Source organism: Pontibacter sp. JAM-7 (genome assembly GCF_048548695.2).
GTDB lineage: Bacteria > Pseudomonadota > Gammaproteobacteria > Pseudomonadales > Balneatricaceae > Neptuniibacter.
Genome location: NZ_JBLYIF020000001.1, coordinates 13,466 through 34,894 on the forward strand (window position 1 = coordinate 13,466; position 21,429 = coordinate 34,894).

General features: G+C 50.6%; 17 protein-coding genes. 12 read left to right on the top strand and 5 right to left on the bottom strand.

Features of this window, described 5'->3' with window-relative positions:
- Window positions 1–112: 112 nt before the first annotated feature.
- Entirely contained in the window at window positions 113–964 is an 852-nt protein-coding gene (nadC, locus tag ACFVYJ_RS00070) for a carboxylating nicotinate-nucleotide diphosphorylase (RefSeq protein ID WP_419414131.1), read from the bottom strand.
- A gap of 83 nt (window positions 965–1,047) precedes the next feature.
- Between nadC and ampD the strand changes: the two genes are divergently transcribed.
- Window positions 1,048–1,602 carry a 1,6-anhydro-N-acetylmuramyl-L-alanine amidase AmpD gene (gene ampD, locus ACFVYJ_RS00075; RefSeq protein WP_419414132.1) on the top strand — a complete coding sequence of 185 codons (555 nt, stop codon included), beginning with the start codon at window positions 1,048–1,050 and terminating at the stop codon, window positions 1,600–1,602.
- Here ampD and ACFVYJ_RS00080 read toward each other — a convergent pair.
- Window positions 1,599–2,321: a 16S rRNA (uracil(1498)-N(3))-methyltransferase gene (locus ACFVYJ_RS00080; RefSeq protein WP_419414133.1), complete on the bottom strand. Its 723-nt coding sequence runs from the start codon at window positions 2,319–2,321 to the stop codon at window positions 1,599–1,601. The genes ampD and ACFVYJ_RS00080 overlap by 4 nt on opposite strands.
- Window positions 2,322–2,546: 225 nt before the next feature.
- Here ACFVYJ_RS00080 and ACFVYJ_RS00085 point away from each other — a divergent pair, with 225 nt between their 5' ends.
- The 6 genes from ACFVYJ_RS00085 (at window position 2,547) to phbB (ending at window position 9,900) form a co-directional block, all read left to right on the top strand.
- Entirely contained in the window at window positions 2,547–3,914 is a 1,368-nt protein-coding gene (locus tag ACFVYJ_RS00085; protein WP_419414134.1) for a DUF4856 domain-containing protein, read from the top strand.
- Window positions 3,915–3,937: 23 nt separating this feature from the next.
- Entirely contained in the window at window positions 3,938–4,945 is a 1,008-nt protein-coding gene (locus ACFVYJ_RS00090) for a sterol desaturase family protein (RefSeq protein WP_419414135.1), read from the top strand.
- A 91-nt stretch (window positions 4,946–5,036) separates the two neighbouring features.
- Window positions 5,037–6,086 (top strand): Fe(3+) ABC transporter substrate-binding protein, encoded by a 1,050-nt coding sequence (locus ACFVYJ_RS00095; RefSeq protein ID WP_419414136.1) that lies wholly within the window; start codon window positions 5,037–5,039, stop codon window positions 6,084–6,086.
- A 104-nt stretch (window positions 6,087–6,190) separates the two neighbouring features.
- Complete coding sequence (locus ACFVYJ_RS00100) at window positions 6,191–7,849, top strand: ABC transporter permease (protein WP_419414137.1); 1,659 nt, start codon at window positions 6,191–6,193, stop codon at window positions 7,847–7,849.
- A gap of 11 nt (window positions 7,850–7,860) precedes the next feature.
- Window positions 7,861–8,997: an ABC transporter ATP-binding protein gene (locus tag ACFVYJ_RS00105; protein WP_419414138.1), complete on the top strand. Its 1,137-nt coding sequence runs from the start codon at window positions 7,861–7,863 to the stop codon at window positions 8,995–8,997.
- 153 nt (window positions 8,998–9,150) lie between these two features.
- On the top strand, window positions 9,151–9,900 hold the full coding sequence (phbB, locus tag ACFVYJ_RS00110; protein ID WP_419414139.1) for an acetoacetyl-CoA reductase: 750 nt from the start codon (window positions 9,151–9,153) through the stop codon (window positions 9,898–9,900).
- 50 nt (window positions 9,901–9,950) lie between these two features.
- On the opposite strand, the gene ACFVYJ_RS00115 is transcribed toward phbB, so the two are convergent.
- Together ACFVYJ_RS00115 and ACFVYJ_RS00120 are read right to left on the bottom strand one after the other, a co-directional pair.
- On the bottom strand, window positions 9,951–12,767 hold the full coding sequence (locus tag ACFVYJ_RS00115) for a DUF349 domain-containing protein (protein WP_419414140.1): 2,817 nt from the start codon (window positions 12,765–12,767) through the stop codon (window positions 9,951–9,953).
- A gap of 168 nt (window positions 12,768–12,935) precedes the next feature.
- On the bottom strand, window positions 12,936–13,367 hold the full coding sequence (locus ACFVYJ_RS00120; protein WP_419414141.1) for a YchJ family protein: 432 nt from the start codon (window positions 13,365–13,367) through the stop codon (window positions 12,936–12,938).
- 97 nt (window positions 13,368–13,464) lie between these two features.
- On the opposite strand from ACFVYJ_RS00120, the gene sbcB reads away from it, so the two are divergent.
- The gene (sbcB, locus tag ACFVYJ_RS00125) at window positions 13,465–14,925 is read left to right on the top strand and encodes an exodeoxyribonuclease I (protein WP_419414142.1); all 1,461 of its coding nucleotides are present in this window, start codon (window positions 13,465–13,467) and stop codon (window positions 14,923–14,925) included.
- Window positions 14,922–15,371, top strand: a complete 450-nt coding sequence (locus ACFVYJ_RS00130; protein WP_419414143.1) for a hypothetical protein — start codon at window positions 14,922–14,924, stop codon at window positions 15,369–15,371. Before sbcB ends, ACFVYJ_RS00130 begins: the two co-directional genes overlap by 4 nt.
- Here the strand turns inward: ACFVYJ_RS00130 and ACFVYJ_RS00135 are convergent.
- Window positions 15,368–18,205, bottom strand: a complete 2,838-nt coding sequence (locus ACFVYJ_RS00135; protein ID WP_419414144.1) for an insulinase family protein — start codon at window positions 18,203–18,205, stop codon at window positions 15,368–15,370. The two genes, ACFVYJ_RS00130 and ACFVYJ_RS00135, sit on opposite strands and share 4 nt — an antisense overlap.
- 177 nt (window positions 18,206–18,382) lie before the next feature.
- Between ACFVYJ_RS00135 and ACFVYJ_RS00140 the strand changes: the two genes are divergently transcribed.
- The 3 genes from ACFVYJ_RS00140 to ACFVYJ_RS00150 all read left to right on the top strand — a co-directional run bounded on the left by ACFVYJ_RS00140 (window position 18,383) and on the right by ACFVYJ_RS00150 (window position 21,427).
- Window positions 18,383–18,766 carry a DUF6394 family protein gene (locus tag ACFVYJ_RS00140; RefSeq protein WP_419414145.1) on the top strand — a complete coding sequence of 128 codons (384 nt, stop codon included), beginning with the start codon at window positions 18,383–18,385 and terminating at the stop codon, window positions 18,764–18,766.
- A gap of 9 nt (window positions 18,767–18,775) precedes the next feature.
- Window positions 18,776–20,482 (top strand): potassium channel family protein, encoded by a 1,707-nt coding sequence (locus ACFVYJ_RS00145; protein ID WP_419414146.1) that lies wholly within the window; start codon window positions 18,776–18,778, stop codon window positions 20,480–20,482.
- Window positions 20,483–20,566: 84 nt separating this feature from the next.
- Window positions 20,567–21,427: a Tim44 domain-containing protein gene (locus ACFVYJ_RS00150; protein WP_419414147.1), complete on the top strand. Its 861-nt coding sequence runs from the start codon at window positions 20,567–20,569 to the stop codon at window positions 21,425–21,427.
- Window positions 21,428–21,429 lie beyond the last annotated feature (2 nt).

Sequence of the window (21,429 nt, forward strand, 5' to 3'; positions counted from 1 at the left end):
TTTATCGCAAAGCTACACAACGCTTATGTGTTAGCTGTGGCTGAATGGCGTTTGCTAGGGTGCGCTATATTTGGCTGGGTACCTTGTTGTGTTTTCTGTTTAGCGTAAAAAATTAGACCGATTTGGTCAGCAGGCGCATGGATAGATCGACCGCTTCACAGTGTTTGGTCAGGGCACCGATAGAGATATAGTCCACCCCGGTTTCGGCAATGGGCAGCAGCGAGTCATCGGTAATGCCGCCAGACGCTTCCAGTTTGGCGCGTCCATTGGTCAGGCGAACAGCCTGACGCATATCTGCCAGAGTAAAGTTATCCAGCATGACAATATCTGCGCCTGCTTCGAGGGCTTGATTCAGCTCATCTAAGGACTCTACTTCCACTTCGACCGGTTTCCCCGGCTCATTCTGTCTGGCAGTGAGTACGGCATTGTTGATGCCACCGCAGGCCATAATGTGATTTTCCTTAATCAGAAAAGCATCGTACAGGCCGATACGGTGGTTGTAACAGCCACCGCAGGTCACTGCGTACTTTTGCGCCAGTCGCAGGCCGGGTAGGGTTTTACGGGTATCCAGCAATTTGACTTGAGTGGTTTTTACCTTATCAGCATAGCGCTGGCTGGTGGTGGCCGTGCCAGACAGTGTCTGCAATATATTCAGTGCCGCACGCTCGGCGGTTAACAGGTTACGGGCTGAACCATGCGCTAGAAACAGCACTTGGTCCCGTTCAACCTGATCAGCATCAGCCACCTGCCACTCCAGAACCATGCTGGGGTCGACCTGCCGGAACACTTCATTCACCCAGTCAACGCCACATATTGTGGCGCTTTGGCGGCTGATAACTCTTGCTGTGGCTTGCTCATTGGCCGGAATTAATTGCGCTGTAATATCACCATTGCCTATGTCTTCCTGCAGGAAAAGGGCAACGGCGTTGGGGATATAATCAAGCAGGTCGGCGCGGGTCAGCATGAGGGTTCCTGTAGTAACGGTATGCAAGGGGGGCTATGTTACTATATTCAGCCGATCTGTCTAAATGTGCGGAATGAAAAAAGATGACAGTTATCTGTGCTGAGGGCTGGCTACAGGATGCAGAGCGGGTGCCCTCACCTAATTATGGTCCCCGACCGGAAGAAAGCGATATCTCTTTGCTGGTTGTTCACAATATCAGTTTGCCACCAGGTCAGTATGGTGGCGGATATATTCAGCAGTTCTTTCAGAACCGGTTATCAACAGATGTGCATCCCTATTTTGCGGAAATTAAGGGCTTGCAGGTATCTTCGCACCTGTTGATCGAACGGAGTGGCCATCTGGTGCAGTTTGTGCCCTTTTCGCAAAGGGCTTGGCATGCCGGTGTTTCTGTTTTTGGTGGACGGGATAACTGCAATGATTTCTCCATTGGCATTGAACTGGAAGGTACTGATGATAGTCCCTATACAGCGCAGCAGTATGATATTTTGGCCAAGACCGCTGTGAGTTTGATGCAATATTATCCGGGTATTACCCCCGAGCGAATTGTTGGGCATTGTGATATTGCACCGGGCCGTAAAACTGACCCCGGTGCTGCATTTGATTGGGCTTTGTTTCGACGCTTGCTTGAGCAGGTTTAGACCGGAAACAGCCGTGATAGCAGGGCGGGAACCGCTGTTTCCACCCGTAAAATACGCTTACCAATATGTATTGATCGCATGCCAGCCTGTTGCAGTTTCTCAATTTCGTAAGGAATAAAGCCGCCCTCCGGGCCAATAGCCAGGGTGGTGGGGCTATTCTCAGCTATCGGGCAAGCATCAGCATGATAGGGGTGTGCTACCAGGGCTCGGGTGCCAGCTGTAATAGCCGGTAGTTCATCTTCAACAAAGGGCTTGAACCTTTTCCGTAGCTCGATCCGGGGCATAACAGTATCTCCTGCCTGTTCCAGCCCTAAGAGCAGGTGTTCTTCTGCTGCATCCAGTACTGGGCTGCTCCAGTAGCTTTTATCAACCCTCAACGCATTGATCAGGTAGAGTTTTTTGACTCCCATAGTGGCAGATGTTTGCAGAATGCGTTTAAGCATTTTCGGACGGGGCAAAGCCAGGATGAGTGTCATCGGCAGAGCTGGTGGTGGTGAAGAGTCCAGCGATACCTGCAATATAATGGAATTGTCAGTGCATGCAATGACTGTTGCTGAGCCTAGGTCGCCGTTGAGTAAACCGACTTTTAGCTGATCGCCAAGCGAAGGTTGTTGTACCTGCTTGATATGCAGAAAGCGGCGATCAGTCAATGTTACGTGGCTGTTGGGCTGGTAGCCCTGGGGGCCAAAATCGTCGGTAAAAAGTAGGATAAGATTCATGAGCGTTCAGGCTATAAACAAAGAGCATGGATTTTAGCATTGGTACAGGGTGGCGGGAATGATATGCAATCTTGATCTATATCTAAATGATAATGTTTATCAGTAGCATTATCTATTTGGCGATGCTATATTTGCCAAAACCTACCGGCCCAGCCGGTGTATTTCTGTTTAGTAAACATTAAGGGGTCTAATGTGAACCTGTCAGCACTCTCTGCAGCAGTCCTTTTGAGTATCGCGTCCAACCAGGTCGGTGCAGCCGATAATTATGCGGATTTCCCAATCACCCTAAAGGGATATTCGGGAGATGCAACAGATTCTGTTGCTTATCAGGGGCAGGTTGCACGACAGGTATTGCATACCTCATTGAAAAAGCTTGCACGTAGTAGTGATGGTGACAATGCCAAGCCGTTGTCTCAGTTAATGCAGAATTATTATGCCGGTGGTAAAGCGGGCCTGGATATTATTGATCCGACCAGCCGTGAAGGCTTTCCGTTACATGAGCAAACAGTCGATGACTTGTCGAAAAACAAAAATTTGTCTGACAAAGCTTATAAAGGGCTGGTGACAGGCTGGCCAGGTAACCTGACCGGTGATGAGGTCCTGCAGCAGTTGCTGAAAAATGCGGCCCAGACTCCCGAGGGTTATGACCGCTTGAATGGTTATGATTATTCTCAACTGGTGTCTAAATTCACCATGGGGGCGGTTTTTTACCATCAGGCTGTAGCGAATTATCTGGATAAAAAATTGGCCGCTGATGTGAAGCCGAACGATAAAGCTTACAAAAAGGGTGTGGCCTATACCGGGAAAGAGCATATTTGGGATGAAGCCTTTGGCTATTTTGGTGCTCCCGCGCATACGCTTAACCTGACTGCAGAGCAGGTGTATGCCATTGGTAAACAAAAGCCAGCAGCATTTGCAGTAGCCGATGCTAATGGTGACGGTAAGGTCTCTCTTTATAATGAAATGGCATTCGGGCATGCCGTTTATGCGGCAGGTTCTGATCGTTCCGGTAAGTCTCAGTATTTACATACGATTACTCAGGCGTTTGTCGATGGTCGTAAATTGATCACTGCAGCAAATGGCCAGGCATTAACTGCGGAACAACGTAACCAGTTACAGGGCTATGCCCGTGTTATCGCCAGTAACTGGGAAAAGGTGATTGCCGAAGCGGTGTTTAAATACGCCGGTGAAGTGTATGAAGATTTAGAGAAATTGGATCTGGTGATTGAAACCAACGGTGATGCCGGTAAGTTATTCCGCAACTATGTGAAACACTGGGGTGAACTGAAAGGTTTTGCCCTGGCGTTGCAGACAAGTGGCAAGGACCTGGGTGCCACATCGGTGCAGTTGAACCGTCTGATTGGTTATGGACCCGTACTGCTGGGCAATACCCAAGTGACTGGTGTGAATGCCAACGGTGACTTTATTCAGTCAGAATCCGTGACTCTGAAAGAATATATGCACAGCATGCTGAAAGTGCAGAAATTGCTGTTGGATGAGTTCGCCTTAACTGCGCGTCAGGGTGATGTGTTATCCGACATGTCAGAGCTTGCCGATAAGCTGGGTTCGGGGAAAAGCGCGGAAAACGACTGAGGCTAAGTGCGGCGTAGCTTAGAGTGGATATTACACTATTAGACCAGTTTGCTGATGAACTGGTGAGTGCTTTCATCAACCCCCAGAAACGTGTGTTCTGGGGGTATTTGTTTATGGCGTTTGCTATAGGCATAGGCTGGTTATGTTGGCAGCATCGGTGTTCATTCTTCGGAGCGCTTGGGCAGATGCTGAATCCTGCCGTCTGGTGGTCGCATTCAGCGCGGGCTGATTACAAAATTTTTGTTATTAATCGTCTGTTGATGCTGCTGTTTGGCCCCTGGCTGGTCACTCGGATGGTCTTTGCTGGCTGGTTATTTTATAGCTTGCATGATCTGTTTGGTGGTCGGGTTTTGATAGGGGCATCCCTGCCGCAATGGGCGGTGATGTTCAGTTTCACACTGATATATTTTCTGCTGGATGATGCCAGTCGTTACCTGCTTCACCGATGGTTGCATCAAGTGCCTTGGCTGTGGGCGTTCCATAAGGTGCACCACAGTGCGACCAGGCTGACGCCAGTGACGGTATTTCGGGCCCATCCTGTTGAGGCCCTCTTGTTCACTGTGCGCAGTGCTCTGGTGCAGGGTGTTTGCATTGCGGCCTTCGTATACTTTTTTGGTGACCGGGCTGACCTAATCACAATCTTCGGTAGCAGTTTTATTCTGTTTATATTTAATGTTGCAGGAGCCAATTTGCGGCATAGTCACATCGCCATTGGTTATGGCAAGCACGCAGAAAAATGGTTGATTTCCCCGGCTCAACATCAATTGCATCACTCCACAAATCCCAGTCACTTTGACTGTAATTTTGGTGTCGTACTGGCGATCTGGGATCGGCTGGGCGGTAGTTTAATTGTCAGTAAGCCGGGGCAGCGATTGCGTTTTGGGCTTAATCGGCAACAGCAAAAAGCGCAGCTGCATACACTGCATGATCTCTACCTGTGGCCTTTTTATGAGGCTGGATCGTCCCTCTGGTCTGCTTTATTGACCGTGGTCAAAAAAACGAGGGGAAAATTTGGATTGCTCTACCGATGAGAACAATTATCATTTATACTGAGATTCTTAGTTGTTTTAAAGGCCTGCTTTATGTTGCTTTACAGGCCGAGTCTGACTTTGGAGTGTGTATATGACGCATAGATTGCCTGTGAAAAACCGATCCGTTCTGGGTGTGCTAGCACTGAGTGCTTTTGGTTTGATCTTCAGTGGTGTTGTCTCCGCTGCAGAAGTGAATGTCTACTCTGCGCGTAAAGAGGCGCTGATTAAGCCGTTACTTGATCGTTTTACAGAAGAAACCGGTATAGACGTTAATCTGATCACCGGCAAAGCCGATGCATTGCTAAAACGGCTGGAAGTAGAAGGTGATGCGACCCCGGCTGATCTGTTTGTCACTGTTGATGCTGGCCGTTTGCACCGTGCGAAAATGGCGGCTGTGCTGCAACCGGTCTCCAGTGAAGTTCTGACTCAGCGAGTACCTCAGCACCTTAAGGATGCTGAGCATTATTGGTATGGCTTGTCACAACGTGCCCGCACTATTTTTTATAACAAAGATAAGGTGACTCCAGCTGACCTGAGCACCTACGAAGCACTGTCAGATCCGCGCTGGAAAGGCAAGATCTGCATGCGCTCATCAAGCAATATCTATAATCAGTCATTGGTGGCTTCACTGATTGATGCGACCGGTGAACAGTCTACTGAGCAGTGGGTTAAAGGCTTGGTTGCTAATTTTGCTAAGCCTCCGGCGGGAGGTGATACCGATCAGTTACTGGCGGTTGCTGCAGGTGTTTGTGAGCTGACTCTGGCTAATACGTATTATTTTGGTCGCATGCTTGGCTCTTCTGATGCTAAATACCAGGCTGCCACCAAAAAAATTGGTGTTTTTTGGCCTAACCAGGCAGAAGGTCAACGGGGCGTACATGTTAACGTCAGCGGTGCCGGTCTTACCAAATATGCCCGCCATGTGGCTGAGGCTACTCTGCTGATGGAATACATGGTGTCTGATGAAGCGCAGGTCTGGTATGCGGAAACCAATAATGAATATCCAGTGGTTGACGGGGTTGAGCGCTCGGATGTATTGAGTAAACTGGGCAGTTTCCGGGCAGATCCGATTGCTTTGAATCGGTTGGGCGAAAATAATCGTGCCGCGGTGGAATTGATGGATCGTGCCGGCTGGAAGTAATTCCTGTGTAATTTAGCATGGCCCGTGCAAGATGCCCGCATCCAGGATGCGGGCTTTTCTGTTTTTTGTAGTGGCACCTTTATCATCGGTGTCTGAGGATGAAAATGAGTCAGGCGGTAAACCCCATGCCCTGGTGGCATCGGCTGAACTTACTCGGTTTTTGCGCGGTGTTTACCGCGCTGTTGCTGGCGTTACCTATTTTGGTGATCGCTGGTAACGTCCTGTCTGGCTCAGGTGAAGTGTTTCAGCATCTGTGGGACACAGTGCTGGCGGATTATATTACCAACTCGCTGCTGTTGATGTGGGGCGTGGGCATAGGGGTATTGGTGATCGGCGTGCCTACTGCCTGGCTGACCAGTGTCTGTGATTTTCCTGGCCGACGCCTTCTAAGCTGGGCATTGCTGCTACCTCTGGCTGTGCCAGCATATATTATCGCGTATACCTATACTGGCCTGCTGGATTTTGCCGGTCCAGTTCAAAGTATGTTGCGTGAAGCGACAGGTTGGGGCTATGGAGATTACTGGTTTTTTGAGGTGCGCAGCCTGACCGGTGCCATGTTGATGTTGACGCTGGTGCTGTACCCCTATGTGTATCTGCTCAGCCGTGCAGCGTTTCTGGAACAGTCCTCCAATACGCTTGAGGTGAGCCGCACCTTGGGACTGAGTAATTTTCAGGCGTTTTGCCGTGTCGCATTACCGTTAGCCCGCCCCGCCATCATTGCTGGCCTTTCTCTCGCCTTGATGGAAACACTGGCAGACTACGGAACGGTGCAGTATTTCGGTGTGACGACTTTTACCACCGGTATTTTTCGTACTTTTTATGGCTTTGGCGATGCGGCGGCGGCTGCACAACTGGCCGGTTTTTTATTGTTGTTTGTGGCCTTGCTGGTAGTGCTGGAGAAATACTCCCGGCGCAAAGTGCGTTATCACTCATCGGCTGAGTATAAAGCGAAGGCTAAACGCCTAACATTGTTTGGCTGGCGCGGTTGGCTGGCCACGAGCTACTGTTTTGGTCCGGTGCTGTTTGGCTTTTTATTGCCCGCTTTTCAGCTCGCCTGGTGGTCCTTTACGCAAGCGGAAGTGGAGATGACAGAGTTTCTTCAGCTGGCTTGGAACTCGTTCTACTTGGCGCTTCTGGCCGCGGTGATTGCCGTCAGCTTTGCTTTGTTATTGGCGTATGCAAAACGTTTGTCGGGCCACCCAACGGTGACCGGTGCCGTTGCTGTGGCGGGAATGGGGTATGCCTTGCCCGGTACTATCATTGCTGTGGGTGTGATCATTCCCTTTGCCTGGCTTGATCATCGACTGATCGCGCTGGCCCGGGAGTGGCTTGGCATGGATCCGGGCTTGATACTCTCGGGTACGCTGATTGCACTGCTATTCGCATATACGGTGAGGTTCCTGGCAGTATCCTTAGGTGCTGTGCAAAGCGGTTTGGAAAAAATTAAACCCAGCCTGGATGGTGCAGCACGAACGTTGGGCTGCTCGCCCATGCAGGTATTGCGTACAATACATATACCGCTACTGCGTAGTTCGGTACTGACCGCTGTATTGATTGTGTTTGTTGATGTTTTGAAAGAGCTTCCGGCGACGCTGATTTTGCGCCCCTTCAATTTCAATACATTGGCAGTAAGAGCATTTGAATTGGCTTCCGATGAACGCTTAGTGGATGCGGCTCCGGCATCACTGTTGATTGTGCTGGTGGGGCTGGTCCCCGTGATTTTATTAAGCCGTACCATCAGCCGTGGACGTGCCGGTAGCTAACAGGATTGAAGATGAACACCAAAGTGAATCCCGTGTTACAGCCTCAGCTTGAAATTGACAATGTCACCATCAGCTATGGTGATATGGCTGTAGTGAAAAATGCTTCCCTGACGTTAAAGGCGGGTGAGATCGGCTGTCTTCTGGGGCCTAGCGGCTGTGGCAAAACCACGTTGCTGCGTGCTATTGCCGGCTTTGAGCCCTTGTATAAAGGCCGTATACGGATGCGTGGTCGGGTATTGTCTACGGATACGGCTCGGGTGCCGGTAGAGCAGCGTAATATTGGCATGGTATTTCAGGATGTTGCCTTGTTCCCGCATTTGACGATTGCCGATAATATCGCGTTTGGTATTCGTCACTGGTCTAAACAGAAACAGCAGCAACGGATAACTGAATTACTGGAATTGGTCGGTCTGCCTGACATTGGTCAGCGTTACCCGCATGCGCTTTCAGGTGGCCAGCAGCAACGCGTGGCACTGGCACGGGCCATGGCACCTAAACCGCAACTGTTGCTGATGGATGAGCCCTTTTCGGGCCTTGATGCCAACCTGCGCGAAACGCTGGTGCCAGAAGTGCGAGAAATCCTATTGCGTGAAAAGATGTCAGCGTTGCTGGTGACGCATGATCAGATGGAAGCTTTTGCCATCGCTGATCAAATTGCAGTAATGCAAAATCACTGTATTCAACAGTCAGGCACGCCCTTCAGTATCTACCATGAGCCCGATAACCGGTTTGTCGCTGATTTTGTCGGCATGGGTGAATTCCTGCATGGTTGGGTAGAAGATGCATACTCTGTCAAAACGGCACTGGGGGTGTTGCAGGGGCGTACACCGCATGGTTTTGCTCAGGGGGCTCAGGTCGAAGTGTTGATCCGGCCCGATGATATTCAGCATGCTGATGATGCTGAATATACCGCTATCATTACTCGCAAGTGGTTTCGTGGTTCTCATTATCTCTACTATGTAACATTGGGTTCTGGTGAAACGTTGCCATGTATCACCTCCTGCCATCATGATCATGATGTGGGTGAGCCGATTGGCTTACGTATCACGTTGGATCATCTGGTGGTGCTGCCTTACTGTGATCCGGAGCAGGAAGTTTGTGAGCTGCAACCTACCGAAGTCACCCAGGCTATCTTGCCTAACCACTGATTTTCTTGTCTTATGAGCCTTAGGTGGATCTACTTTCCACCTTAGTCATATGTTGCTTCACGGCTGCCCGGATTATGATCAGGGTGACGATTAGAGCAAATAAGGCTGCGGTCATGCTGCGGCCACTAAAATATATAATATAGGGGATGCATAATGAGCCAGAAGGTTGCACTGGTGACCGGTGGTACCGGTGGTTTGGGTACTTCTATCTGTCATGCTTTGGCGGACAGTGGATTTACAGTTGTGGCGGGTTATAACAGTGGTGGTAACCATGAAAAAGCCAAAGCCTGGCAGGCAGAGCAGAAGCAAGCCGGGTACGATATTCATGTGGCGTATGGTGATGTGACAGATGCAGATTCCTGTGCGTCTTGTATCAAAACCGTTGCAGAGCTGACCGGTGGTACAGTCGATGTGTTGGTGAATAATGCCGGTATCACGCGTGACGGTCAGTTCAAGAAAATGAGTTGGGAGCAGTGGGACGAAGTCCTGAGTGCTAACCTGGACTCTATGTTCCACATGACTCGTCTGGTCATCAATCCTATGATTGAGAAGGGCTGGGGTCGCGTTGTTAATATTTCATCTGTAAATGCGCAGAAAGGTCAGTTTGGTCAGTGTAACTATTCTGCTGCTAAAGCAGGGATCCATGGTTTCACTAAGGCTCTGGCTCAGGAAGTGGCGCGCAAGGGTGTAACGGTTAACACTGTGTCACCGGGTTATATTAAAACCGCTATGGTAGCCAAGATTGCACAGGAAGTTCAGGATCAGATCTGTTCCGGTATTCCTGTGGGGCGTTTTGGTACGCCAGAAGAGATTGGTCGTACCTGTGCTTTCCTAGTAGATGACCAATCCGGGTATATAACCGGTGCTGATCTTTCAGTGAATGGTGGTTTGCACATGTCCTGATGCCCAAGAGGTATCATTAAAAAGCCCGCATTTTGCGGGCTTTTTTGTGGTTAGAATTGGGCTGATACTACAGCGTGCTGATCAGACTGTGGCAGCTCAAGCAGTGGATCGAGTAGCGCAAAAAAACGATCCTGCAGGTATTCGAAATGATTACAGAATGGCTCACAGAGCCATTCATATTCTAATGACAGTATCGCTGCCAGCGTATAGGGCTGGTGCGACTCAAGGCTGTGCTGCAGGCGTTGCAATTGATACTCCATGCGGCGAGGCTGGTCTTCGGCAGGTGTCGTTTGCTGGCAGGCAATTTCCAAGCGTATGCATAGTTCCCGCAAGCGGTCATCCTGCCGGGCCAGTGTGGTTTCGAGCGTTTCCGGTTGCTCAGTCAGCTGGAGCAGAGTACTACGGCGTTGTTCCATGCCTTGTTGTAAAGCTTCGGGTAGCGCAGCCATGGATTGCCAGCCCTGTAACAGGTCTGCTGACTGCTCTGCATCACCTTCCAGTAACAAGTCTTCTAGCTGCTCGCACAGTTGGGCGTTGTGGCGCAGGCTGGAATAGTCTGTACGGTTGAATTCCTGAACGGCATCATGCTGTTGTTGGATGAAAGCGACTGCCGTATCGATCTGTTGGTGCCGTGTTTTAGCGTCAGGTTGCTGTTGCGCTTGCTGTGCTTGTGCCAGCCAGTGTTGCATGGAAGCGAGTGACTGCGGTTGTTGCTGCAGCGCTTCCAGCTCAGTGATTAAACTGTCCAGACGATCATGCTCTGTTGTGTCCTGTTGCAGTTGCTGAAAAATGCGATTGCAGTTTTCGCGGAAAGATTGCCATAGGGGCTGTTCCTGCCGGCGAGGTGCGGCGCCCAAGGCTTTCCATTCTTGCTGCAGTTGTTTAGCGGCGGTGGCTGCACAGTGCAAATCCGCTTGCGTTAACAGTTGTGCGCTTTGCTCTACCAGCTGTTGTTTGGCTTGCAGAATGTGTTGGTTTGCTTGTCCGGCACGTTCCTGCAATTGTTCCAGTAGCTGGTTGAACCTTTGCTGGATCTGCTTGCCAGGGGCGCGATCCACCGGGCTCGCCTTGCGCCAACGTTGTTTAGCATTATTAATTAACTGTTTAAATGAGTCAGGCAGGGCGCTACTGCCATCGACCACTGCATCGAGTTCGTCACAGATCTGCTGACGAAGCTGTAGATTTTGGTTGCGTATTTCACGTTGTTCGGCAAAGTAGGCGCTGCACGGGGCATAGGCACGATCGGCAGCACGCTTGAAGCGTTTCCAGATCTGTTGATCATGTAGCGGGTCATCTGCGTCCAGTATTTTCCAGCGTTGTTGCAGGTCGCGGATCTTGCGGGCCCGGCTCTCCGGGTCTAACTCAGCTGCATCAATCAGTGATTCCATTTCATCACACAGTGCCAGCTTCTTAGGTGTGACTGCAAACGCTTGCCAGTCCTGCTGTTCTGATAGGGTATCAGAGAGCTGTTTGAAGCGAAGTTCAAGATTTCCGGGCACTCGGGGCAGGCTGTTGAGAAGCCGTTCTGTTTTATGCAGTAACTTTGCCGCCTCCTTGACCTGGCCAGTGGCGAAGCTGTCGTCTACCTGCTTTAGATTATTTTCAAGCCGCTTTATCTGGTCTTGCTGCTCTTGTCGCAGAGTGCCCAGTTGGCTTTCCGCCACCTGAATGGCGCCACTCAGTTCATCTAATAAGGGGGCTGTTGATAGCTCATTTGGCCAGCTAAGTTGCTGCATTAACTTATGACATTTTTTGACGGCATCAGGCAGTTTTTCAAGCTCGGTGTCAGGCAGATTATCAATCTGTTGCTGCAGCTCAGGCTGGCTATCCAGATAGTGCTGCCAACGGTCCAGCAGGCGTTGAATATGAGACTGCTTAGTTGCCAGATCCTGCGACAGGTCGGTCGGAGAGGCGTGTTTGAGTAGGTCAAACTCAGCCGCCAGAAACTCAAGGTTGCTGGGTCGGATCTCAGCACTGCATAGGCGCTGCAGGAAATCTTCTAATTGTTCATTCAGCTGCATCAGTGCACGTTTCTGCTGGGTCTCAGCCTGCTGTTGTGCAGCTTTTTGTGCGGCGGCATGCGCCACTTTATCAACCCGTGACTGGCACTGCTGTTGCAAACGCAGGAACAACACTTTTTCTTCGCTATTGGCGTAGCACTGCAACGCTGGCCAATCCTGCTGCAGTACTTTCAGCTTGGCGCAATAAAGCTCGCAAAAGGTAGCACTGGTGAGCTGTTTCAGTTGGGTCAGTAGATCAGTAATCTTTTGTTGGGCGTCCTGTTGTTGCTTAGCGGCTTCCCGGAATTGTTGCAACTTGTCCCGGGTAATCTGAAAGACTCGTTTGTCTTTGCTGCGGGCGTCTTTGTTGAGTTGCTCAAGTAGTTCCGGGGAGGTCAGCTGTTCTGCTGCCTGAATACGCAGTGATGCCCTGCCAGACTGGCACGCTATGGTGTATAAGTGTTGATCTGAACGCAGGTGTTTAAGTGTGTGCCGTGCAACCGTTTGCTCAGTGCTGTTTAAGGTAATATGACATAGCAAATCATTATCCTGAATCTGCTGGATAATGTTGATGCGCTCTTCTGCAGACTGATCTGCATCGGGTTTGAGTAAGAGCTGGCTGATACGGTGCAGCGCTTGTTGCCGGACACTGTCGATACTTTCCCGGCGGCTGATTTTTAGCAGTACGGGCAGAGTATGGAGTTTTTCCGTGGCGGCTAATCGTACTCGCTCATCGCGATCCTGTAATGCCAGCTGGCATAGGGTATCTGAGCCATCTGGAGTATTGGCATTGAGTTTAGCAACGGCTTTTAACCGGATGCCCGGTTTAGAGTGTTGCCATTTGGGTTTAAAAAATCGTGCCAGCATAACGTCCTTAGCTTTGGCCCGATGTGGTTATCTTTTGTCTGGCCAAAATCCCCTTGAGGGGTGGCCTATTCTAACCCAGAATCAAAATTGGAACAGGGTTGACTTTCTTCAGTAAGAGAAAAGTCGCTAGACAATTATGCTGCGAAAGCAGCGTGGGTGGTTGGTAATTTAATCCGTCAGCATTACTTCAACATCACCGTCGACATAAAACCACTGGCCACCATCCTGGCGGAAGCGAGAGGTTTCGTGTAACACCCCCGTCTCATCACCTGCGGTAAAGCTGGCTTTGAATTCAACAGTGCCATTGGTGTCATCGTTTTCGCCGGCTTGTTTTGCAACAACCCTCAGGCTGCTCCAGATCGTGGCTTTGGTTTGTTCGTTCAATACGGCCGCATCGTCTGGCCTGCGCATCTCTGGGGCTGTGGTGTCAATTAGATAGTCAATGGCCCCCAAACTGAAAGCGGTATAGCGGGAGCGCATCAGTGCTTCTGCCGTCGCGGCGTTTTTTTTACCGCCAATGAGTGGTTCACAGCACAGGTTGAAAGGTTGGGTTGAGCCGCAAGGGCAGGCTTTGCAAACGGCTTCTTGGTCATGCAACATGGTCAAGTCCTCTGGGTCATTAATTCCAACGGGTAACAGGCTGCAAATCTAGACCAAAGTATAGTCAAGATTACCCTTCATTGTGTAAGGATATAACATGGCGTCGCCGCCTTTAACCTTCTTTTGGCATGATTACGAAACTTTTGGCGTTGATCCCAAACGCGATTGGCCTGTCCAGTTTGCTGGCGTGCGCACCGATGCCGAACTTAACATTATCGAAGAGCCGGTAATGTTTTATTGTCGCCCCGCAGATGATCAGTTACCACACCCTGAAGCATGCTTGATTACTGGCATAACCCCGCAGCATGCTTTACGTGAAGGGCTGACAGAAGCTGAGTTTGTGGCGCGTATTCATGCTGAGTTGGCACGCCCCGGAACCTGTGGTGTTGGTTATAACAGTCTGCGTTTTGATGATGAGGTTACGCGAAACGCCCTGTACCGTAATTTTTATGACCCCTATGCTCGGGAATGGCAAAATGGCTGCTCTCGCTGGGATATCATCGATATGCTGCGCCTGACCCGGGCTTTGCGGCCTGAGGGGATTAATTGGCCGCGGCATGAGGATGGTACGCCTAGCCTGAAGTTGGAAGATCTCACGGTGGCCAATGGCATCGATCATGGGAATGCCCATGATGCGTTATCGGATGTGTACGCCACCATTGAAATGGCGCGTCTGGTGGCAGCCGCACAGCCTAAACTGTATCAGTTTGTGCTGAATAATCGCAGCAAACAGGCGGTACAGGCGCAGCTGGATATCTTGCGACATAAACCTGTATTGCATGTGTCTTCTAGGTATCCGGTGGAGCAGGGTAATGCTGCCATAGTGGCACCGTTGGGTAATCATCCGGTGAATAAGAATGCGGTGCCGGTATGGGACCTTCGTTATGATCCAACCCCATTGATGACCCTGCCGGTGGCGGAACTGAAACAGTTGCTTTATACCCGTCGTGATGCGCTGCCCGAGGGTGCTCCCCGTATCGCACTCAAGTTGGTGCATGTGAATAAATGTCCGATTATTGCGCCGGCGGGCATGTTAAATAAAGCAGAGGCAGCGCAACTGGATATTGACGGTGATACTTGCCGTGCACATTTGCAGATTATTCGCAGTTTCAGTGGGCTGCAGCAACGTCTGACAGAGCTGTATACGGACTCGACTTTGGCCGCTGAGGTTGACCCTGATCTTATGTTATACGGTGGAGGATTCTTCAGCCCCGCCGATAAAAAGCTTATGGATCAGGTGCGCCAGGCAACGCCGGATGAATTGGTAGATATGGAATTACCCTTTCAGGACCCGCGTTTACCGGAGATGTTGTTACGTTATAAAGCCCGTAATTTCCCTGCGATGCTTAATGATGAGGAGCGTTGTTGTTGGGAGGAGTTTCGCCGGGAGAAGTTATTGTTGGGTAAAGATGGGCACCTGAGTATGGCGACGTTTTCCGAACGTCTGAATGCGTTATATCAAGCGCCAGATATAAATACAGACGGGCGGACTATATTGGAAGAGTTAGCGCTTTACGCTGAGTCGATATACCCCTACGAAGAGAACCACAGTGAATGAACAGATTGGGTGTCGGTGGATGTTGGTTGTTAGTATGTGGCCAATTGCTGGCCGCAGATAATACAGCGGTTGATGCTCCCATTCCCTATGAGGTGATGCGCTCCGGTACTGCCAGCCAAACCTGGGAGTCTGGTGAGTCGGTATACGACGCACTGGGGCGGGAAGGGTTTGACCGTGAACCGATGGTCGAAATTCCGCCACGTGACAACCCGAGCAACCTGCCACAACCTAGCGTCATTTTGTACAGCGAAACGGAAACAGTCTTGGTCGATTTTGACGCTGCAATGACTAATTCCGGGCAAACGAAAGCCAGTACCAAACCACCACGGGCGGAAGATAGGGTTTACAATCAGATTCAGGAAGCAGACCGTCGTGGGCGCTGCTTCCTGCTGGGCAAGGGTTGTGAGTTCCTGGCTCAGCCACCGCAACCTGATGCAGCGGACTAAGGCTGTAGCGTCAGAAATTTACTCTCTTGTCTATGCTGTTGCATGACTTTACTCGCCGATTGCCCGGTACCTTCAGATTGACCTTCCTGTATGCCAAAACTCCGTACCAGCAATGTGCGTTGCCGTAAGGTAGTCAGCATTTGCTGCAGCTGCTGTACATCCAATTGTAAAATTGCCTGCTGCAATGTCTGACGTCTATCAAATCCCGTTGCTCCCAGATCCAGTTCTCGCCAGTAACGCTGGCTGCGTTCGGTCAGACTGTTTTCCTGCTGCATTACCCGGCTGATGACGCTATTTTTGAAGTTTGTAAGGGTTTCTGGTGGCAGTGATGCGAGCTGCTTTTGCCATTGATCCAAGAAGGCATCCATGGCGCTTTCGATTGTGACAGCCCCGCTGTTGGGTGACTGTACGATCAATCCGATACCACTGCTGTCACGCAGCTGAATCGGTGTCGCAAAGACGATATATCCCAGTTGCTGTTCGGTGCGCAGTTCAGAGTAAAACGGCGCAGCCAGTATTTCATGTAATACAGCAACAGCAGCGCGGGAGTGAGTACTCAGATCCGGTGCCTGCAGATAGAGTGAAACAGCGGCATCGTTATGGTCAATGTTTAGGGTTTCAACCAACCGCTGGTTTTCCGGTAACTTGACGATCTGCGCTGACTGAATTTTAGGGTCGGTCTGAGGGATGGCCAGTTCGCGAGTCAGGATGTCGGCATAAGCCTTGGCATCGCTTGCTGACAGGTTGCCATGCGCCAGCACCCGGACTTGTGGTTGCGCCAATAACTTGGGTACAAAGCCGCTCAGATCATTAATTTTCAGGTCGGCCAGAGCGTCAAGCTGGGCTTCGCGACTCCATTGTGGCAGTAACATTTCCACCAGTTTGTTGTTGGTTTGATTGAAGGGTTTGTTTTTTTTCTGATTTTCCAATTGCTGCTGTTTTTTTAGCTTTAGTCGCTCAAATCGGTTGCGATCAAATTGGCTGTCCGACAGGGTATGAGCGACCTGCTGTAACAACAGTTCTAATTTATCGTTATAACCGGACAGGCGTACTGTAAATCCGGTCAGGTGTGGATAAATATCTGTGTTAAGACCGGCCAGCAGAGCGTCATACAGGGTTTCATTTAACCGGTCAGTCAGCATCTGGGTGTACAGGCTGGTTAGCAGCCAGTTTTTTGCTGAATGGTTAGCGAGCTGACTTTTAACCGTGAAGTACAGATTAGCGCGGGGTACGCGGAAGTCTTTATCTAGCTGATACCAGAGATCAAAGGCGGGTTCATTTCTGAGGGCATAGGGTATAGAGGTCGCCTGATCTGCGGGTTGAAGACTTAGATCTGTGGCAACAAATGGATTGGTAGGCCGGATGCTTAGTCCGTCAGCAACCCCGGGCTCGGCATATTGGGCGAGTTGCGCTTCAGGGATCGCGTTAAGTTGATAGGGCGTTTGGTAGTGTGTTTCTACCTGATCCGTCGCTATTTCGGGAGCACTTAGCGTTAGCAGCATGTTCTCCGGGCTGATCTGTTGCAGAAAGGTCTGTATCTGTTGCCCATCAAACTGTTCATAAATGTAGTTGGCGGCGATCACCTGCTCGGCGGGGTAGCGTTGCAGTTGCTGGGATAACCGGCTGACTTCATGTATCGGTTCACCATTCTCCCGGAAGCGAAAGGCGATTTGGCTCAGCTGTCGCATTTCATCGTATAGCGCTTGTTTGATGCCCTGTTGCTGCATCAACTCAATATAATCAAAAAATAGAGCAACAACTTCCTGGTAGCGTTCAAAGCCCGCTGGTGTTAACTGAATGATCGCCATAAATGAGGCTTGTTGCGGCAGGTCATGCCCAGGGGAGGCTGCTAGCCCGGTAGCCCAGCCGCGCTGTTTAAGCAGCGATAACAAGCTGCCCGCGCCTTCGTAGCCAATCAGGTCGCTGATATAACTCAACGGTTTTTGACGCCAGAGACTGCGGGTTTCCGGCATCGGAAAGGTAAGGCTGAGGTTGCGGTTATCTTTCAGTGTCTGCACATTGAGCTGGCGGGGTAACTGCTCTGGCAAAAACAGGGGCTCGGTTTCTATAAATGGCGCTAATTGCCGGTTTTTTACGGTGCTGAATTTTTTGCGCACCATCTTTTCCAGGTCATCGAGTGACTCGCGACCCAGTACCACCAATGCCATTTGGTTAGCTGAGTAATACTGGTTATAGAAGGCGATCAAGTCATCTCTTACAGCAGAACCGGGTCGGTCGGCCAGGGTTTCAAGGCTGCCTACGTTGAAGCGGCTATAGCTGTGCTGTGGGTTAAGTGCCTGTTTCCCCGCGGCGTAGGTCCGTCGCCCATCATCGCGGATTTTTGCCTGGTATTCGGAATCCACAGCATGACGCTCACGGTCAACGTATTCGGCACTGAACAGTGGAGCGATGAAAAACTGGGCAAACCGATCTAGCGTGGGTTCCAGGGCTTCGGCTTTAACATCAAAGAAATAGTTGGTGTTTTCCTGGGCGGTAAATGCGTTGTGACTGCCGCCATTGGCTTGAATGAATTGCTGGTATTCGCCAGCTGTAGGGTATTTTTCTGTGCCTAAAAACAGCATGTGTTCCAAGAAGTGCGCCAGACCAGCACGTGCTTCCGGGTTAGCGGATGAACCAATCGCAACATTCATCGAGGCGGCTGCCTTATCGCTGCTGGGGTCAGATATCAGCAGCACCTGTAATGCGTTGTTAAGGGTGAGGGCGCGGTAATTTCTTGGATCATTAGGGCTTTTGTTGACGTCTGCCAGAGCCTGCCCGGTCAGCAGTAATAGCATGGTCAGCCAGACAAACCGTTTCGCTCTCATCAACAGCATGGATATCCTTCCTTCTTGCCTGCATCAACTGAATGGAGTGTTTCAGACCGGAGAATAGCTTTGCAGTTCCCGCCTGCCTAGGGTCTAACTATCAGATTTTACAGCATTCAAACCGTGATTCATTGTCAGGGGGTGCTACAATCGCTGATATAGTCTTGCAGTTTGGGGAACGACAGGATGAACAGAGAGAAGGTCATTTTTGCATTTTTTATCGTGCTGGCCATGACACTTAACTTTGGTTTTTGGATGGGGGAGATCGATAACCCCGCACATCACAATGTCTATGAGTTCTTTTTTGCCATTGTGGTGAGCATGATCTGCACCGTGCTTAAGTTCGGCGACAGGACGCATTTAGGTGCATTGATGCTGGCGACCTCTCTGGTGGCTGACCTGCAATTGGTGATCGCTGCCTGTATCTGGGGCTATGCCGAGCAAGTGACGGGTGTCGGCATGAATGCTTCCAATATGTCGAGCGTGGTATCACTCAGTAGCGGTGCCCTACTGGCTAATTTGGTATCAGTGGTTCTACTGGTGCTGGAAACCGCTATGCTGCGGCGTTGATACGGATAGATGAAAAACGTGCTCTATCTGCTGCTTAGAAGACTCAGGGTGCCCTTGATCACCCTGATTGTCGTCTATGCCATTTCGGTACTGGGTTTTGTGTTGATTCCGGGGCGCGACCCCACCGGTCAGCCGTACCAGATGGATTTCTTTCACGCCTTTTATTTTGTCTCTTTTATGGGCTCGACCATCGGTTTTGGCGAGATCCCCTATGCGTTTACCCCGGCACAGCGGCTCTGGACGTTGGTGTCTATCTATTCCACGGTGATTGCCTGGTTATATGGCATCGGTTCCTCGCTGGCCTTGCTGCAGGAACCGATGTTTGGCCGCTTGTTGCGTCGCCGTAGCTTTGCTCGTGCCGTTAGCCAGCTGAATGAACCCTTTTATCTGATTTGTGGCTATGGGGTCACCGGCAGTGTGCTGGTGAAACAGTTGATCCGGCGTGATATCCAAGTTGTGGTATTGGATATTAACAGTGAGCGAATCGATACTCTGGAGATGGACGACCTGTCGGTCACCGTGCCGGCTCTCAGTGCAGATGCTTCTCTGCCGGATGTTCTGGATGATGCCGGGTTACAGCACCCATCCTGTATTGGGGTAATGGCATTAACCAACCAGGATCAGGTCAACCTTTCTATCGCTATAGCCAGTAAGTTGCTTTGCCCTGAGCGGATGGTGATCAGCCGCACTGAGTCCGATGCGACGCGGGATAACCTGCAATCCTTTGGCACGGATCTGGTGGTTGATCCTTACCGCACCTACGCGGAGTACCTGTCTTTGGCGGCGCATGCGCCCTACATGCACCTGGTGTACGACTGGATTCATAATCCGTTTCATCGCCCTATCTCCAGTGTTTATCAGCGCACCCGTGGCCGCTGGATTATTTGTGGCTATGGACGCTTTGGTGGTGCCCTCTACCGGGCATTTGATGAAAGCGATGTTGAGCTGACGGTGGTGGATGTGGATGCCCACCAACTGCAAGACATTCCCCATGCGGTAGAAGGGGTTGGCACCCAGGCTGATACGTTGCTGGAAGCCGGTGTTAACGATGCGGTGGGCATTGTGGCCGCCACGGGCAATGATGCTGATAATCTGTCAATTATCATGACTGCCCGTGAATTGAACCCTAAATTATTGACGGTTGTGCGCCAGAATATTCAGGCGAATAACCTGGTGTTTCGCAACTCTGGAACCGATTTTATTATGGAACCGGGGCGTATTATTGCTAACCGGATTCTGGCCCATGTGAAGTCCCCACTGCTGCCAGCCTTTATTGAGCGCATGCTTAACCAATATGATGATGAGTGGGCGCGACAGCTGATTCAGCGTATGAGCGCAGTGATAGATGAAGAAATGCTGGAATGCTGGTCAGTGACAGTGACTCAGGCGTCGTCTCCGGCGCTGTATCAGGTGTTACAGGAAAATGCTGAGGTGGCGCTGGAGTGTTTGTTACATAACCCTTATGACCGTGGTCTACGGCTGGATGCCTTTGCAATTTTGTTGAACCGGCAGGGTGAATATCACCTGCTGCCGGACAAAACAATGCTGTTACAGCCGGGCGATGAAATTCTCTTTTGTGGGTTAAACAAAGCCTACCTACAAATGCAGTGGAGCCTGAATAATATCAATGTTATTCATTACCTGCTGACCGGGGATGAACCAAGTCAAACGTTGCTTTCCGGGTTATTACAGCGTTTTTCTTCAGGCCGAAGTTAAAACGCTACACTATCCTATGAATAGCACTGGCAGCCATTGCAGGGACACTTTACACTTGCGCCACTAATCCACTTGGAGCCACCGATGCGTCATCGTTTTATTCTGTTAGCCAGCTTGTTACTGTTGTTGCCGTTCGCGGAGTCGGCTGAAGCCAAACGCTTTGGTGGCGGCGGCTTTTTGGGCAAGTCTTATTCTGTGCCGAAAAAATCACAACCCGCACCCACGCAGCAAAAGACAGCGCCAAAGGAACAATCCGCGCAACCGGCGGTGCCTTCGCGAAGTCGAGGGGCGGGTGGTCTGATGGCTGGCCTGTTAGCGGGAGGCCTGTTTGGCGTACTGCTATTTGGTGGCGCGTTTGAAGGTTTTCAGCTGTTAGATCTCTTGTTGCTGGCGGGAGTTATCTATCTGGCTTATCGCCTGTTCTTTGCCGGACGCCGACCCGTTGCCGCAGATGCAAGTACTGGAGCGCAACACCGGATGCCGGTAGAAGAGGCTTCTGCAGGCAGGACAGCGTCACAACAGCCCTCTACGTTTATTCAGACTTCTGAGTGGGGAGTGGCCGCAACTGAAGTGAAACTGCCGCAGTGGTTGGATAAAAATGCATTTCTTGAGGGTGCTCAACGACACTTTATCCATCTGCAGCAGGCTTGGGATCGCTGTGACTGGACGGAAATACAGAGTTATTGTTCTGCGGAATTGTTTGCGCAGTTGCAAAGTGAACGTGGCAAATTGCCGGATAATCAGGTGACCGAAGTCGTATCAGTAATGGCCGACATCGTGAACTGTGCGGACAAAACCGATCAAGTAATTATCAGTGTGCATTTTTATGGCTGGCTGCGTGAAGATGCCCAGCAGACAGTAGAATTCAGTGAAGTCTGGCACCTGCGCCGTGATATGGCACCAGCGGCTAGCGATTGGTTCATCGTTGGTATTGAACAACACTAAGG

Coding starts and splice junctions, on each gene's coding strand:
- nadC (WP_419414131.1), bottom strand. CDS start 964: ATGCTGACCCGCGCCGACCTGCTTGATTATATCCCCAACGCCGTTGCC.
- ampD (WP_419414132.1), top strand. CDS start 1,048: ATGACAGTTATCTGTGCTGAGGGCTGGCTACAGGATGCAGAGCGGGTG.
- ACFVYJ_RS00080 (WP_419414133.1), bottom strand. CDS start 2,321: ATGAATCTTATCCTACTTTTTACCGACGATTTTGGCCCCCAGGGCTAC.
- ACFVYJ_RS00095 (WP_419414136.1), top strand. CDS start 5,037: ATGACGCATAGATTGCCTGTGAAAAACCGATCCGTTCTGGGTGTGCTA.
- ACFVYJ_RS00100 (WP_419414137.1), top strand. CDS start 6,191: ATGAGTCAGGCGGTAAACCCCATGCCCTGGTGGCATCGGCTGAACTTA.
- ACFVYJ_RS00105 (WP_419414138.1), top strand. CDS start 7,861: ATGAACACCAAAGTGAATCCCGTGTTACAGCCTCAGCTTGAAATTGAC.
- phbB (WP_419414139.1), top strand. CDS start 9,151: ATGAGCCAGAAGGTTGCACTGGTGACCGGTGGTACCGGTGGTTTGGGT.
- ACFVYJ_RS00115 (WP_419414140.1), bottom strand. CDS start 12,767: ATGCTGGCACGATTTTTTAAACCCAAATGGCAACACTCTAAACCGGGC.
- ACFVYJ_RS00120 (WP_419414141.1), bottom strand. CDS start 13,367: ATGTTGCATGACCAAGAAGCCGTTTGCAAAGCCTGCCCTTGCGGCTCA.
- sbcB (WP_419414142.1), top strand. CDS start 13,465: ATGGCGTCGCCGCCTTTAACCTTCTTTTGGCATGATTACGAAACTTTT.
- ACFVYJ_RS00130 (WP_419414143.1), top strand. CDS start 14,922: ATGAACAGATTGGGTGTCGGTGGATGTTGGTTGTTAGTATGTGGCCAA.
- ACFVYJ_RS00135 (WP_419414144.1), bottom strand. CDS start 18,205: ATGCTGTTGATGAGAGCGAAACGGTTTGTCTGGCTGACCATGCTATTA.
- ACFVYJ_RS00140 (WP_419414145.1), top strand. CDS start 18,383: ATGAACAGAGAGAAGGTCATTTTTGCATTTTTTATCGTGCTGGCCATG.
- ACFVYJ_RS00145 (WP_419414146.1), top strand. CDS start 18,776: ATGAAAAACGTGCTCTATCTGCTGCTTAGAAGACTCAGGGTGCCCTTG.
- ACFVYJ_RS00150 (WP_419414147.1), top strand. CDS start 20,567: ATGCGTCATCGTTTTATTCTGTTAGCCAGCTTGTTACTGTTGTTGCCG.